The following is an 18,213-nucleotide window of genomic DNA, read 5'->3' as shown; positions in this document are numbered from 1 at the left end:
TTCTATCAGCATGAGAATCTAATTCTTTAGAAAAGAAGAAATTATAGTTTACTAATTGCTCAATCGTTTATTAAACAAGTAAGACATGAACAAAAGAAATTCAATTAAAGCAAGAAGAATGAGAAATAACACAAAAGATATCTGGCAGTTAAGAAGAGAGTGGGTAAAAGAAGTAGAGAGCCAAGAGAAGAAAGATAAGAAACTTTTATTTGATGGAAAAAATGCTCCTCTCATCTTAAAGTATTTCTAATAAAGATTTAATATTAGTTGATTATATAGAAACTGCTCACCTTAGATTTAAGGTGAGCAGTTTTGCGTTTATACATTCCGCATATTAATATTTTAAGATATTTTTTAAATTAAAAAAGGTTACCAAATTAATTTGGTAACCTTTATAATGTGACTCCGCCAGGATTCAAACCTGGAACCTCCTGAGCCGTAATCAGGTGCTCTATTCAGTTAAGCTACGGAGCCATCCTTCAAATGGAATTGCAAAGTTAATATAAATACTTAATAGAAAATAGCTTTTCTTTATATTTTTAATTCTGCCCGTCAAGCTCGATTAATTTAAACCCCTGCCCATGAACATTTAGTATTTGTAGGTTTTCATCGGCTTTTAAGAACTTTCTTAACTTAGTTATATAAACATCCATACTTCTTGAATTGAAGTAGTTATCGTCTTGCCAGATTTTCTTAAGTGCCTTTGACCTATCTAACACTTGATTTTTATGCAAACACAACATTCTTAGTAATGCAGCTTCTTTTGATGTTAATTTCTGCTCTTTGCCATTATGACTCAGTTTTTGAGAAGCAAAATCGAAATGGAACTCTCCTACTTCAAATTTTGTCTGCTGGTTTTCTTCCTCTTCAGGTTTGTGAGTTCTTCTTAAAATAGCTTTTATTCTAAGTAACAACTCTTCCATACTAAATGGCTTAGAAATGTAATCGTCAGCGCCAATATTAAAACCTTTGATTGCATCTTCTTTTAAAGATTTAGCAGTTAAAAACATAATAGGTATTTCACTATCTGCTTTTCTCACTTTCTCAGCAAGGCTAAAACCATCTAGTTTTGGCATCATTACATCAAATATGCACAGATCAAATGTGGACTTTTTAAATGAATGATATGCTTCTTCGCCATTTCGGCAAAGTTCAGTATCATATCCTTTTACATTTAAATATTCATTTAGTATTTGCCCAAGATTTAAATCGTCTTCAGCAAGAAGTATTTTTATTTTACTCATGTTTATGTGGTAATATAATAGTAAAACTAGATCCTTTCTTCAATTCACTTTTAACACTAATTTCTCCGCCATGGGCATTAACCATAGTTTTAACATAAGAAAGTCCTAAACCAAAACCTTTTACATCGTGCAGGTTACCTGTAGGCACTCTATAAAACTTATCAAATATTTTGTTGAGCATTTCTTTTGCTATTCCCTGTCCTTTATCTTTTATAGTTAACTGAATTCCTCTTTCAATGTCTTTTGTATTTATAGTAATTGTTGGTTTTTCAAATGAATATTTATTGGCATTGTCAAGCAAATTATTAATGATGTTTACTAAATGAACTTGATCTGCCTCAATTACAGGTTGTTTGGCATTTAGATTTGTAATTATCTCTCCGTCTCTTGTTTCAATCTGAAGGTGTATATTTTTAATTGCCTGCTCAATTGCATCATGCAAATTAATTGTCTCAATTTTCAGTTTAAAGTCTCCCCTATCTAATCTCGCTATCTGCAATACCTTTTCAACCTGAGTTGATAATCTTTCATTTTCCTCTTTTATAATACCTAAATACCTTGTACTTTGATTGGGCAATGCTCTTATATCTGGATCCATTAAAGCTTCGCAAGCCAATGAAACTGTAGAAATTGGTGTCTTAAGCTCGTGGGTCATATTACTAATAAAGTCATTAGTAATCTCAGATATTTTCTTTTGCTTTATAATAGTGTAAATGGCAAAAGCAAAACCATAAATAATTAAAGAAATAAACACTGCAGAAGAAGCCAACAATAACCACATTTCGCGTATTACGAAAGAATCTTTCTCAGGAAAATATATATAAAGAATATTAAGCTTGTCAAACACATCTGTAGGAAAGAGTTTGGTTCGGTAGTCTGATTCCAAAACTTCCTTTCTTGTATAGGCATTATTAGTATTAGCAAAAACTATTTCTGGCAGTTTATTCTCTCTACTTTGCACAGCATAGTAAAAATCTATATCTATACCTCTATTTTTTACTTCTTGTCTAAGTAAAGAATCTACTTGCTCCTGAGTAATACGATTTTTGATACTCTTATCCATTTGCATCCACTCATTCAAAACACCAGAAACCATATCAGACATTCTGGATAGTTTAAAATTGCTATGCTGCTTTATTTTATTAAACCAGTTTGTAGAATCGATACCTGAAGGTTGAAGTGCAACTGGAGAAATACCCATACCTGAAGCTTCATTAATCCCTACATTATCGTAAAGCTTTCTGGCAACTCCAGATTTACTAATTACCAGTTCTTCTTTTAATTCGTATTTATGTCCTGAGCCTACAGGATTTTCGTCGGGAGAGATAATTTGTCTAGATTGGATTTTCTTTTCTTCACGCCAGTTAGGATTACCCATAGAATCATATTCCATCATAAAATCATCTTTTACGATGTTGATTGAATTTTCCATTTTCATTCTGGCAATCTGAAATGCTTCATGCTTCTCAAGCTTTTTCACTACTTCACCCAAAGCATCGTGAACATTATTGTTAAATCGATCACGATTAACTTCAATTGAAGTTTTTATCCAATAAAACTGAAGCGCAATTAATCCTAACAGCGCAACAGACATAATAGCGATGATATAATTCAGATGATTTTTTTGCAAAGTATCTGAAAAGATATTTATTAAAAATCGATTTTAAGATGGAAAATAAATGCAATTTTCCAATGATTCAAAAATAAAACAAGGAATAAAACCCTAAATAGAATTTAACATTTTTAACAGCATACATAATACTGATTATCAATAAAATACACTTTAGGGTTAATATCTTCTCAGAATTTGTGTGTTTAAGAGAAAGAAACTTAATCAAGCTTCATCAAAAGATTCTTTATTAGCTTTTACATTGATGCTCTCTACTGTCATCATTCTTAGCGTTGAGTCCATTTCTTTTTCTTCTTCCAACATATCTAATAATATGTGAGCACTCTCGTACATACCAAGTGCTTTTGCATATGCACTCAAAGAACTATAACCTGCAATATCATAATGGTGGATATGCTGAATGGCCGTGATAATAGATGCATCTTTTACCTCAGGATTAGTAGAGCGATTCATCAGTTTCCATACCTCATTAATCATACTTAGGTTAGCTTCGCACAAGTCTCCTTCTGGGTAGGTTTTTACCTTTTTAAAAATTTCTTTCAGCTTAAAAATGTGTCTTGACGAGCAATCTATACTATTTTGAATAGTATGCTTCAGTTCCGTAGAAGAGGCTTCTCTCATCATTTTTGGAAAAGCTTCTATCTGCTGCTGCTCAGAATCGTAGCGATCTTTAAGCAATTCTATGAACAGATCTCTTAAGTTATTTATTGGTTCCATAACTTTTTTGATTTATGGTTTAAGTAAATTTATTTTTCTATTCAAAGAATTTTGATGATATCAAACGATTGAATGCATGACATTCATCATTTATTCACTTGGTTAACATGCCTTGTCAATATCTCAATTATAAATTCTTCTAATTCCTACAAACCTTTTGCTGTAAAACCCAGAAGAAAAACTTGTAATTACAACTCCTGGATGTTTTTTAGAAGATGATGAATGAATGAATTGAAGCTCATCATCTTTTTCTGAAATTATAATTCCTACATGGCCAATTGTTTTATTCTCGTAATTTGAACCTGTAAACAAAATAACATCTCCTTTACGAGCATCATCAATCTCTATTTTCTCGCCAAATTCAGCAAAGCCTCTTGATGTTCTAGGCACACTAATCTTTGCTTCTTCCATTACTTTATACACAAAACCAGAGCAATCGAACCCTATCTCCGGATTTATACTTCCATATTTATAGGGAGTACCCAAATACTTTCTAGCAATACTAATTACCAACTCGGGAGTAGTTGATTTATCGCTTCTTGGCTCAGCAAATAATTGCAATACAAAAACGAGAGCAACAAATGCGTATATGAAAATATAACCTGGCTTCATAAGCTAAAGAACATAAGTTGAATATTCATATATGGGGTTTATTAATATCTTAAAAAATCTTCAATTTTAAAAATTACTATCAACTCAAAGTATTCACGTTCAAATACTTACAATAAAAAATTGTATAAAATAAATGAATAATTGTATTTTTTTACCTTAGCAATGCTTATTCCAAATCAAAGCAGAAACTAAAATAGTTTCAGAATAATTCAATTAGCAAATAATGCAAATAGCTGCTTGATATTACATTTACCCTACATTCCTCAAAAGCTTAATAAATGATAATGAATATAGGTCGCTGGTAGGCGTTGTTTTAACACTCATTATCAAATAAGCGCTATATGTTTTTCAATTTAATTGAATGGTATCTAAATATTCGCCGAAAGCAATATCTGATCTTTTTTTATATTTTTTTCTCTTTTGCAGCCACACTGCAAGTTTTTGGAGCAAATGTAATTACAGTAACTAACCTAAATGACACCGGAGTTGGTTCACTTAGAAAAGCTATAAGTAGTGCAGCTGTTGGCGATACTATTGTATTTGATAACACTTTATCTGGTACGATTTATTTAACATCTGGTGAATTAGCTATTACTCAAGATGTAATTATAAATGGTACAGGTACCAGTAAAATTCAAATTAGTGGCAATAGCTTAAGTAGGGTTTTTAATATCTCTACTGGTATTAATGTATACATATCCAGAATTACTATAAAAGATGGATACACTACAGGATCATCAGGAACAGGTAATGGCGCGGGTATTTATAATGATGGAAATCTATCTCTACAATATTGTGATATTAAATATAATAAGGTTGACGATATTGGAACCAGTGCTTCAGGTGCTGGTATATTAAATTATGGCACACTCAACTTAGAGTATTGCAATGTTTCTTATAATGAAATTGTAACCTCAGGAAGTGGTACCGGAGTGGGAATAAGAAACTTTGGTACAGCTAATATCAACCAATCAAACATTTCTGATAACTCTTCAAATGGTACTGGTTCATTTTCTGGTGGTGGTATATGTTCCACAAATGCTAGTCATATATTAAATATCAATAACTCAGCAGTTTTTAATAATTACGCCACCTTTGCTGGTGGTATATATATAGGTAGCAATGGAAATGCTTACCTAAAAAATGTAACTATTAGTAACAATATAGCAACTAGCAATGCTGGTGGTATTGCTTGTTGGGGTGGTCTAGAACTCATTAACTGTACAATTGCTAGTAATACTAATGAAGGGCTTAGATCAGCTTCAACAAATTCTAATACTACTATTATTAATTCCATCTTTAATGCAAATACAGTTGCAGATATACAATATATATATGGTACTATAAATAGTGGTTATACTTCCATAAGTGATAACTCATATGCCCTTTATGGTGTAAATGATCAAGTATATGTTACCAATCTTTATTTAAGTGCATTACAAAATAATGGAGGATTTTCACCAACCCATGCTTTAGGCGCTGGTAGTGCTGCAATTGATAATGGTAATAATGCTAAAGCAACCACTACAGATCAAAGAAACTACAATAGAATCGCTAACTCTACAGTAGATAGAGGCGCTTTTGAGTATAATGCAAATGCTTTAGAACCAACTTATCAAGCTCCAGGAGCCAACATAGATTTTATATCTACTAATAAGGTACATTTTACATTAATAGAGCCAGCTGTAAAACCAGAAAACTTTCTTGTTCTGCGAAGAGTAAATGGAGACCCAACAACTCCTCCTGAAGACGGGCAAGAATATACAGCAAATACAGATTATTCTGGCCAAAAAGTAATTTATGCTGGTAGTAACATCGAAATACTTGATACTTATTCTTTATTACAAGGTACTACCTACGCTTATGATATATTTGCTTATAATGGTACTGGCAGTGCAACAAATTACTATACAGTTTCTCCTTTAAACTTTTTAGTAACTACTCAAAATCTTCACGAAATAAGCAGTTTTTCTCAAACTAAAGTTACTCAAGGAGATATCATTACCATCTATGGAAACTACTTTGATAGTGAGGTAACAAATAACCAAGTATGGATTGGAGGTATTGAAGCAACAATTGATGCAGCAGATAATTCGAAACTAGTTATATCAATTCCCGAAGGTATTCCTCCTGTTTCAGAAGTAACAGTGTTTAATAAAACTACAGGTTTAACAGCAAGTTCTTTAAAGTCTGGCAGTCCTTTTATTTATGCAGTATTTAATGGTGGCGAATTAAGTAGCTCTTACACCTACACTGAAGATGAAACCATAAGTACTGATAATTCTTTAGTTGCTGTTACTCATGATGATATCAGCGATAATAGCCTAAATGATATTATTTTTTCTGCTAATAGTAGATTAGGTATTACATATAGAAAAGATGATAATACGGGATTTAAATCTCCTGTATACTATTCTATCCCGTATTCTTTAGATAAAATTGCTATTACCGACTTTAATAATGACGGAGTTTCGGATATATGTGGCATTAATTATTCATCGAGTAAAATAGTAGTATTAATACAAAAAACTGATCATTCAGATTTTGAGACTTATACCCAATTCGAAGCTTTATCTAACCCACTGGATATTAAAGCTACAGATTTAAATGATGATGGATTTAGTGACATAGTAGTTACAGGTACAGCTCAAATTGCAGTATTATATAGAAATGGAACTAACGATGGCTTTGACTCTCCATCCTTCTACGGAGTAGGTTCGGGAGTTTCAAACATTGTTTTGGCAGACTTTAACCTAGATAACAAAGTAGATATAGCCACAACACTCGAAGCATCTAACGATAACCTAAAAATCTATTTACAAAATAGTGAAGATGGAAGCTATTATTTAAATAGTACTTATTCAATAGGAAATGCCCCAACCGAAATAGTTACAGCAGACTTTAATAATGACACATACTTAGACCTTGTTGTATTAAACTCTTCTGACAATAAATTCACAATCGCCTCAGGTAATGGAGATGGTACATTTAATATGAAAAACAGTTTTGTTACAGGCGACTTTCCATATGCTATAGAACCCGGAGATTTTAATGGAGATGGCAACATAGATATAATTACATCGGAGATTACCAATAACCAATTTAGTATTCATGTTGGTGATGGAAGTTTAAATTTCACTCAAACATTAATAGAGAGTACTGGTAATACTCCAGAAGATTTAACTATTTCAGACTTTAACCATGATGGAAAAAGTGATATAGCTGTTGTTTATAATGGAGATAGCAAAATAGGTATCTATTATTATACAAATCCTAAAATTGACCTTTCAACTGTCTCTCCTGGCTTAAACAATTATAATATAGGTAGAGAGCAAACTGTACAAGCTACTTTTGATAAAAATGTAGATCCCTCATCTGCAAATGCAACTTCAATTACTTTAAGAGGTAGTCTTTCTGGTACTAAAATTTCTGGAAATTACAACACAGAAGGCGGTGTTGTCACAATTGACCCAAATACCTCAGGAGACGATTTTATCGCCGGTGAAAAAGTATTACTTACAGTAAGTGATGGGATTAGAGGTGAAAACGATGAAATTTTTACAGGTGTAGGAAGTACAAATTACAAAGTTAAAACCGAAACTGGTCCTACTGAATTTATAGAAACCTCTTCTTTTTCTACTGTAAATACTACTGCTGATTTTAGTGTTGCCGATTTCAATGGAGATAATTTACCAGACCTCGCCTTTATAAATAATGCAGATAAAAAACTCGGTGTTTACGAAAATCTTGGAGATGGAAGCTTTAGTGTTTCTAATACTTATTCATTAGGAAATGACCCAAGAGCTATGTTTATTGCTGATTTTGATAATAATGGGGCAAACGACATTGCCGTAACAGACAAATCAGATAATACAGTTCATATCTACACCAATGATGGAAATGGAAATTTTTCATTAAAAGATATATTAAGTCTTTCAGGCGAAGTAACTCCACTGGATTTAACTGGCGCCGATTTCAATAATGATGGAAACATAGATTTGGCTGTTGCTTACTCTGCAACCAATATGTTTGGTGTTTATCAAGGAACAGGCGACGGTTCATTTACTCATTTTGAAGATGTAACTGCTGGAACTACCTATACATATCGAATCGCAACAGGAGATATTAATAATGATGGAAAGTTCGATTTATTTGTAAGTTATGGAGGTAGCGATGATGTAGAAGTTTTTAAAAACACTGATGAAGGATTTGTTTCACTTGTGTTGATGAGTAATGAAGCATCTACAAACATTGTTAGCCAAGTAATGCTAGAAGATGTAAATAATGATAATTACCTGGATCTGATATATAGTAATTATTATAATAACAGCATTTATGTTCAAATAAATAAAGGAAACGAAGCATTTGCTACAGCTATCAGTCTAGAAGCCTCTGCTGTTATCAACTTCGATTGTAACGATATTGATGGGGATGGAAATCAAGACATTATTTACACTTCATCAGCAGATAATAAAGTAGGTATTTTAAAAGGTGCAGGTGATGGAACCTTCACAGAAATATATAATTTATCAACAGGTAACACCCCTATTGTAGCAACAGCCTTCCCGATAGATAGCGATTATGACTTAGATATTGCAGTTTTAAATGAAACAGATAATACAATATCTGTATTTTTAAATGATGCAGAACCTGAAATTACAATCTCTAATTTATCCATAGCAGAGACAAACATAACCAGAGGAACTTCTCAAAACCCTATTTATGAATTACAGTTTGATGTTGCCAAATCGAATACAATTCTTCAATCATTATCTTTTAAAACGAATGGTACATATTCAAACAGTGATATAGAGAGTTCAGGTTTTCAATTATGGTATAACACAACAAATGATATTACTTCAGCCTCTCAAATTGGCAGCTCTTTATCTTCAACAATAGGTACTGGAGAAACACTTATTTATACTGGCCTAAATCAATCTATTTCAATTGGGACAAGTGGATATTTATGGCTAACTGCTGATCTAAACGCTGCTGCAACAATAAATAATTCAATTGGTTTTGAACCTATTTCCTTTACTGATATTAGTTTTGATAGAGGCACTAAATTAGGAACTGATCCAATTAATTTCGGAACTCAGTTTATTATTCAGTCGTCAGGTAACCCAGAGCCCTCAGAACATGTAAGTGTTTTTTCTGCAGATCAATCAAGCGATTCTGATATAAGTTTAACTTGGTTAGATGCATCTGGTACACAAGATCCTGATGGGTATTTGATTTTGGCAAGAAACTCAAGTGGTACATTTCCAACTATTACAGATTATACTCCAGTTTCTGATGACACAGACTGGTCTGATAATATAGTTGCCGTGAATGTAAGTCACTTAGGTTTTACAAATGGCTATAATTTCTCAGGCTTAACTGCTAATGAAACATACTATTTCGAAATTTATCCTTATACCAATGCCGGTATTGATATCAACTATAAAACTGATGCAGTACCAACAGCCAGTGAATCTATAGTAATTACTCCGAGTGCACAGGCAAGTTCCATTTCCTTTTCTAATATAGGTAGTAGCTCTTTAGATTTAAGTTGGGCAAACGGAGACGGAACAAGTAGAATTGTGGTAGCAAAATCTGGAAGTAATGTAGATGCTAGCCCAACAGATGAATATTCTTATACAGCAAATAGTACATTTGGTTCAGGTGCCGAAATAAATGCGGGTTCTGGTAATTATGTAGTTTATAATGGTTCTGGTAATAATACTAGTATTAGTGGTTTATCACCTTCAACTACTTATTATTTCCAAGTATTTGAATATAATGGTTCTGCAGGTGATGAGAAATATCTAACAAGTACCAATACTGCTAACCCAAACAATACAGTAACTCTTGCAACTGAACATTCATCTCAGCCAAGTGGTATTTCATTAACAAGTATATCTCCTACTTCAACAATAATTAATTATAGTGCTCCTTTACCAGCTCCTGAAAGTTATATCATTATAAGAGGAACTGGACCCACATCAGACCCAGTTGATGGTATTAGTTATACTTCTGGAGATGACATTTCAGGAAATACAGTGATTTATACTGGAAGTGCTTTAACATTTACAGATACCGGACTTACTCCGGGTAGCACCTATTACTATGCAGTATATAGTTATAATGGATCAGGACTCAGCACTAACTATCTACAGCTTAATCCATTAAATGATTACATTACTTTACCTGCTACAGAACCTACTACTCAAAGCAGTAACTTATTCTTTTCTACTCTTGCATCAAACAGTTATAAAATCTCATGGCAAAATGGTAATGGAGCTTATAGAATAGTTTTAGTTAAAGAAGCTGCTGCTGTAGATAGCTCTCCTACAGACCAAAATACATATACAGCTAACTCAGTATTCGGAAGTGGAGACCAAATAGGTTCTGGAAACTATGTAGTTTATAATGGCACAGGAAATAGTGTTACTTTAACTGGCTTAAACACCGAGACAGAATATTATGTAAGTGTAATGGAATACAATGGCACTTCAGGTACTGAGAACTACCTTACTACTAGTGCATCTAGCAATCCATCATCTAGAAAAACACTGCCTAATATAAATACCCAAGTTTACATCACGAATACTTATCCAACTTGGAGTTCATCTGATGGAATGTTTATAAGCAGTGGTACTAGTGCAGGAGATTATTTACAAGATGCAAATGATGAAATTACTTGGGGACACGATGGTAATCCAACTACATCATTAAGTACCTATTTAGAAGGTATTGTTTCTTTAAGGTGGGGAAGATCTTGGTACATTGCTAAATCTGATTACAAAGGAAATTCTGATGGTTACTTAAAAGTCGTTTTCGATATTTCTGATGCTGGCTCACCTGATACGTTTAATCCTAATTACAACTATAAACTACTCTATAGAAACTCATTAACTGCCAATTTCACAGAAGTTAAGGTGAAAGGTTCTTATGTAGTACCTGCTGACGATCAGATCGAGTTTTACCTTAATACCAACATATTACCAGAAGGCTATTATACATTAGGAAGAACCGATGGTTCACCAGTTGCAGAAAATACTTTGGATTTTGATGGAACAGATGATTATGCTTCATTGGGTAGTGATATCAGTCTTAGCTCTTCATTCACTATTGAATCTTGGGTAAAACTGAATGACATTACTGGAAAACACCCAATCTTATCTAAAGGTAGCAGCGATAGTAATGATGAGTTTTTATTAGAAATTACAGAAGGCATTCCATCTTTTGACTGGGGAGGTACAAGTGCAAAGATTTCTGGAAATATGACTCTAGAAGTAAATAAGTGGTATCACATAGCTGCTACTTATGATGCAGTAAGTTATACAGCAACACTTTATTTAAATGGGTTAAATATCGGTGAAACTAGTTCAGCAACTACTCATTTAACCACAGCCGCTTCCACTTACATAGGAAAATCTTATAGCTACTTTACTAATGGCAGTATCGATGAATTAAAAATATGGAATAAAGCAAGAACTGAATCTGAAATCAGACAAGACCTATTCCAAAGCATAAGTGGGAATGAAAGCAACTTGATAGCATACTACCGCTTTGACCAATCAACTGGCACACAATTACCAGATTTAAGTGTAAATAGTCACAATGGAATTTTAGAAAGCAGCATGGACGATGGTGATTGGGTTTCATCGTCAGCTATGACTAAACCTGCTATTACAATTGCTGGTAATAATATAGCAGAAACCGTTAAACAAGGACAACAAAAACATATTACTTATCAGGTAAGATTAACCACAAATAATGCTGATGCTATTTTAACAGGGCTCCAATTACTTACTAGTGGAGATTATGATAATACTACAGACATCGATAGCTTGAGACTTTACATTTCTGACAATAGTTCTTTAGATACTCTGACAGATACTTTTCTACAAGCTATTCCAGCTCCCACATCAGGTAGTTATGCTAGTTTCATTAATCTTGCTAGCAATTCAATACTAGCATCAGGTTCTGCCAATTATTTATTTATCACTACTGATGTTAAAGACAATGCAACTGAGGGAAGAGTTTTCAGCTTAAAAGCTCCTACTGTATCAGATTTGTTCTTAACTGGAGGAGATATTATTGCTGGTACAATTACAGATGGCGGAGATCAAACAATCATTTCTCCTTATACAGTGACCAATACCGATGATTCAGGAAAAGGTTCTTTGAGATGGGCAATTGATAATGCCAATCTTACTTCAGGTAAAACAATCATATTTAATATTCCTGATCCATCTCCATGGACTATTACCTTAGATTCAGATTTACCTACAATTACTACTACCACAACCATAGATGCATCTAGCCAACCTGGTTGGTCTGCTACTGATAGAATCAGACTCGATGGGCAGAGCATGACAGCCACAAATGGTTTGCATGTTCAAGCACCAAACTCAGCCATTTATGGATTCACCATATTTGACTTCGACATTGGAATCTTTATAGATGGAGATGGCCAAGATGGTTTTATCATTGGTGGTGCAGGAAAAGGAAATAATATTCAAAACTGTAATACAGGTGTTAAAATTATTGGTGCAGATAATGGTGTAATATCAGCTAACAGAATTGGAACAAGTGACGATGGCAGCACTCAAAATGCCAATGCTCTATATGGTATTCATTTAAGCAGTAATGCTACAGGAATTTTAATTGGAGGTACTGCATTTAACACCGGTAACTTAATTGCAGGTAATACAGAAGCTAACATATTCCTCGAATCTTCTGGAAGCAATACTTTCCACGGAAATACAATTGGTGTTAACTTGTTGCTGAGTAATCCACTCGGCGGTAAAAAAGGCATACACATAGATATCAATTCTAACAGCAATATTATTGGAGGAACTACAATAGCCGAATCAAATGTAATTTCTGGTAATACTGAATATGGCATTTTACTAGAAGGGAACAACAATACAGTTTCAGGAAATATATTTGGTACAAATAACACTTTAAGTGCCGACCTTGGAAATACACTTTCAGCAGCTTACATCACAGGTATTGATAACACATTTGGAGGAAGTTCATCAAGTAACGGTAATAGAGTACTATATAACGGTAGTGCAATTATTGTAGATGGTAGTAATTCTGCTGAAAAGAATAATCTGAGATTTAATAAAATATACTGTAATGATGCTGGTATAAGCTTAACCAACAATAGTAATAATCAAATATCTGCTCCAAACATATCATATGCAAATATCAACACTATAAGTGGTACGTCGTCACCTGCATTTATTATTGATGTATTCACAGATAGTTTAAATGCTTGCTCTCCAAAACAAGGCAAAGTTTATTTAGGTACGGCTATAGCAGATGTTTCTGGTAACTGGTCTTTTACTGGAACTTTTGTAAACGATCATCAAATTACAGCTCAGGCGACCGATGCTTCTGGTAACTCTTCAGAATTCTCTTCACCAGTTACAGTAGATGGCATCCCTCCTTCTGCTCCTGTTATAAGCAGCATTACTAATGATAGTTTTATTGATACAGATTTTATTACTAATGATAATACTATAATATTTAATGGTACCTCAGAAGCTAATTCTACAGTAGAAATTTATATCAATAATGCTTTAGCAGGAAGTACTAGTACTGATGAACTGGGTGACTGGTCGTTTGATTATACTCTAATTACATTAACAGAAGGTAATTATTCAATACATGCTATTGCCATTGATGCTTCTGAAAACCAAAGTGCTCAATCGACAATAATTACTTTACAAATTGATCAAACTGCACCTGAAACTCCAATTTTCACTTCAATAAGTGATGATACAGGAACAGCGAATGATTTTATCACCTCAGACAATACATTAACATTTAATGGAACCGCAGAAATAGGCAGCTTTATCGAAATCCAACTCGATGGAGCAATTATAGATACTGTGGTTACAAATGCTTCTGGCAATTGGTCTCTAGATTATACATCAACTTCTTTAACTGATGGAAGTATTTTATTTACAGCTACTGCAATTGATTCTGCAGGAAATGTAAGTAGTAGTTCAGCAAATACAAATATTCTCATTGACACATCTACTCCTTCAGCACCAGTTGTATCTGCCATATCAGATGACACAGGAGTTTATGGTGATAATATTACTGATGATGCCACTCTTATTTTTAATGGTACTGCTGAATTAAATATGTCAATTGAAGTCTTTTTAGATGGAAGTTCAATTGGAACTACTACTTCAGATGGTGAAGGAAGCTGGATATTTGATTATACTACCAATACTTTAACTGAGGGCAGTTATATTTTAACGGCAACAGCAGGAAATGATGCAGGAACAAGCAGTACAGTCTCAGCGGATTTTAATTTTACTGTAATTCAAGCGCCAACTTTACAAGCAAGTAGCTTGAGTATAACCAGTAAATCTGAAACAACTGCATCATTCAATTGGGTAAATGGAAATGGTAACGGAAGATTAGTTTTAGCTTATCAAGATGGCAATGATTTTACTTTCCCTCAAAACTTCACTACATACTCAGCAAATAATACTTTTGGCTCTGGTGATTTAATTGGAACAAGCACCTATGTCTTACTCAATGGAACTGCCAATACGATTGATATTTCTGGTTTATTACCTGCTACAAAATATCATATAGCTGTAATTGAATACAATGAGTTAAATTCAATAGTTACCTATTTAAATGACACTACCTCTTTAGAAAACATTATATTATTTGAAACACTTTCTGAAGAACCAATTAGCCCACCTACGGGTCTCACGTTTACTGAAGTTGTAGAAGACACTATTACATTCTCATTTTTACCTAGTGTACAAACTGAAGATAGCTACATAGTAGTTAGACGCCAAGGTACTCAAGAAGTGCCAGTTGATGGAACAGCATATACAGTAGGTGAAAATATAGGGGCTCAAGTTGTGAGTTTTAATGGCACAACTATTTACTTCACAGAAACTGGCCTAGAACCTTTAACAACTTATTATTATGATATTTATATCTATAATGGTTCAGGCGAAAACACCAATTATCTAGAATCACAACCACTTACTGTTGAGGTAACTACACCTGCACAGCAACCATTATCGCAAGCAACTAATCTTACTTTTAACACCATTAGTTCATCTTATGTAAATGGTAGTTTTACTGCTGCTTCTACTGGTGCAGATGGTTACTTGGTTTTATATACCAGTGTTGCCAATGCTTCTTTAGACTTGAGTGATGGTTTCTCTTATACAAATGGCGATTTACTAAACGATTGGATTGTATTACAGTCTTCTACTGAAACAACTTTTGAAGCTTTCAACCTTAATATAAATACCACTTACACTTTTGCTGTTATTGCTTATAATGGAAGTGGAACCAGTATTAATTATCGTGCTCACGATCCATTAAAAGGAGATGTTTCTACAAGTAACAATAATCCATCAAATATTTCTATTACCAACACCACTATTTCTGAAGCATTAGACCTAGGTTTTGTTGTTGGGCTTCTTTCTACAGAAGACTTAGATATTACTGATACCCATACTTACAGTCTGGTTAATTTAACAAGTGCTACGGATTCTACTGCGTTTACAATTGTCGATAATCAACTACAAGTAAACAAAACTCTTTACTTTATCGATAATGCTTTTTACAATATCACTATAAGAAGTACAGATGATAAAGGTGGTATTTTAGATAAAAACTTCACGATTTACATCCAAGAGTTACCACTTAGTAACTCAGATTCTGTTGCTCTAGTAGAACTTTATAGTGGCTTAAACCCAAAACCTAATTGGAATTTTAATGATCAGGTGAAAACTTGGGAAGGTGTTTCTGTAAGAGGTGGAAGAGTTAAAACACTGGATTTATCAAGTATGAGTCTGGATAGCCTAATTACAGCTCCAATCTTAGCACTAACTGGTTTAGATACACTTGATTTGAGTAGTAATAAGCTCACGTTCCAGTATTTAGAAGCATTCAGTACTTCATTTACTCAATACAATTATATCTCACAAAATAATCCATCGGGTGTGGATACACTCTTTGCATATAGCAATACACCATATGAATTAGCTGTGGAGCAAAATACTACAAATGAGACTTATCAGTGGTTAAAAAATGGTGAGCTAATCGCAAACGAAACTAATAATACACTCACTTTTACCTTACCAGACAAGTGGGACGAAGGTCTTTATATTTGCCAGATCAATAGCAGTTTGTTACCAGACTTAACTCTTTACAGCAAGTCATCTTATTTAAAGGTGGTTAATGTGATGGATGTGCAAGATTCTGTTGCACTACTTAGCGTAATGAATGAAATACTAACTGGTGAACCTGCTGAAGAGTTTTATGTAAATACACCTGCTTCTACTTGGCCGGGAGTAACAGAAGAAAACAACCATGTGGTAGAAATTCATTTGGGTGGTTTAGGTTTAGAAGGAAGTTTGAGTGCTGATATAGGCAAACTAACTGAATTAAAAACGTTGGATTTATTCAATAATAACTTAACAGGTGAAATTCCAGATGAAATTGGAGACCTCATTAATCTTACATATCTAGATTTAGATCAAAATAATTTGGAAGGTGCAGTACCAGAATCTCTTGGTAACCTCACAGAATTAACTACACTTTGGCTAGCTCGAAATAACTTTACATCAATTCCTGTAAGCATTGAGAACCTAACTAAACTTCAATATCTGTTTTTACAGGAAAATGAATTTTCTTCTCTACCAGAGAGCTTAGGAAATTTAAGTGAACTCAAGGTTTTAAATGTTAGCAATAACAATATAACTAGTTTTATTAGCAACATATCTCAACTCACAAAACTTGAAAAGCTTAACCTTTCTAACAATCTGATAGAATCTATTAGTGGAAACTTAGATTTACTTTCTGCTTTAAAAGAACTAGACTTAAGCGACAACAAACTCACATCAATAGATTTTGATGTAAGCCAACTAATTTCATTGGAATTAATGCTCATCTATAACAATTATCTCACTTTTGAAGATATTGAACCATTAGATTACTCTAGTATTAATTATAACTTATACTATTCTCCTCAGAAAAAATCTGAAACTTTTGTGGATGAGTTTGTAGCAACTGGTAATCCATTCAGTATTGATATGACTACTGGAGGTTCAAATAATTTCTATATATGGGAAAAAGATGGTGTAGCAATAGACACAAGTACTTCAGCTTTGATGGATTTTGCTTCTTTAAGTTTAGAAGATGCTGGTTCGTACTCTGCTAAAGTTTTCAGTAACATCATTCCTGATTTAGAGATTCGTCAAAAAACCATCAATGTTTTCGTGGCGTGTGAGAGCTTGCCTTCGATTAGCATCCAAACTCAATTTGACACTACAGTTTGTGAAAACAAAAATATTTATGTGGAACTATCTGGTGAAGAGGTTGATGGCAGAACATACAAGTGGAGAAAAGATGGACAAGAACTTGTATTGGCAAATTCTTATAAATACACAGCAGTGGAACCTGGTACTTACAGGCTAATTGTTACTGACCCAGATGGTTGTTCTACATTCTCTAATGCGATCAATATTGGTACAGTACCAACTCCGGAAGTTTCCATTTCTATGGCCGACAGTACTACATTGATTGCAAGCAGCAATTCATCAGAGGGTATTTATAGATGGTATTTAAATGGAAATTTAATAGAAAATGAGAGTGACAGTATTTTAAACTTCTATGAATCTGGCTTATATAAAGCTTCATATGAAAACAGTTTTAGCTGCGAAGGTTTCTCAGAAGAAATATCTTTTGTGGTTACAGCTCTAATTGACGAAGCTATTTCTCAGGAAATTACATTATTCCCGAACCCAGCAACAGATAAAATCATCTTGCAAACTGGTGAGAATCAGTATAAATATCTCAAAGTAGATATTTACAATATAGCAGGTGAACCAGTTTTAACTGAAGATTTTTCAAGTAGTAATGAGGTTGAAATAGATATCCAAGATATTCCGAGAGGAATTTATTTAGTGTTCTTAGAGACAGATAAAGGAAAAGCAGTTAAGCGATTTGTGAAGAAATAAAAAA

6 protein-coding genes and 1 tRNA gene are annotated in these 18,213 nt (G+C 33.5%); 2 read left to right on the top strand and 5 right to left on the bottom strand.

The features are described from left to right. Positions 1-85: 85 nt before the first annotated feature. Positions 86-250, top strand: coding sequence for a hypothetical protein (locus OQ292_RS09525; RefSeq protein WP_284685828.1), 165 nt, complete (start codon positions 86-88; stop codon positions 248-250). A gap of 150 nt (positions 251-400) precedes the next feature. Here the strand turns inward: OQ292_RS09525 and OQ292_RS09520 are convergent. From OQ292_RS09520 to OQ292_RS09500, 5 genes are all read right to left on the bottom strand, one after another. Further along, positions 401-474: transfer RNA gene (locus OQ292_RS09520), tRNA-Arg, on the bottom strand. A 65-nt stretch (positions 475-539) separates the two neighbouring features. After that, complete coding sequence (locus OQ292_RS09515; protein ID WP_284685827.1) at positions 540-1,244, bottom strand: response regulator transcription factor; 705 nt, start codon at positions 1,242-1,244, stop codon at positions 540-542. Next, entirely contained in the window at positions 1,237-2,838 is a 1,602-nt protein-coding gene (locus OQ292_RS09510; protein ID WP_284685826.1) for a sensor histidine kinase, read from the bottom strand. Before OQ292_RS09510 ends, OQ292_RS09515 begins: the two co-directional genes overlap by 8 nt. A gap of 240 nt (positions 2,839-3,078) precedes the next feature. Further along, positions 3,079-3,591, bottom strand: coding sequence for a YciE/YciF ferroxidase family protein (locus tag OQ292_RS09505; RefSeq protein ID WP_284685825.1), 513 nt, complete (start codon positions 3,589-3,591; stop codon positions 3,079-3,081). 123 nt (positions 3,592-3,714) lie between these two features. Continuing rightward, positions 3,715-4,203, bottom strand: coding sequence for a C40 family peptidase (locus OQ292_RS09500; RefSeq protein WP_284685824.1), 489 nt, complete (start codon positions 4,201-4,203; stop codon positions 3,715-3,717). Between the two features lie 341 nt (positions 4,204-4,544). Here OQ292_RS09500 and OQ292_RS09495 point away from each other — a divergent pair, with 341 nt between their 5' ends. Beyond that, a complete protein-coding gene (locus OQ292_RS09495; protein ID WP_284685823.1) occupies positions 4,545-18,209 on the top strand; it encodes an FG-GAP-like repeat-containing protein in 13,665 nt (4,554 codons plus the stop codon). The last annotated feature ends 4 nt before the right edge of the window (positions 18,210-18,213 follow it).

Source organism: Chondrinema litorale (assembly GCF_026250525.1).
GTDB classification, from domain to species: Bacteria; Bacteroidota; Bacteroidia; order Cytophagales; family Flammeovirgaceae; genus Chondrinema; species Chondrinema litorale.
This window is presented reverse-complemented; position numbering and strand designations above follow the sequence as displayed.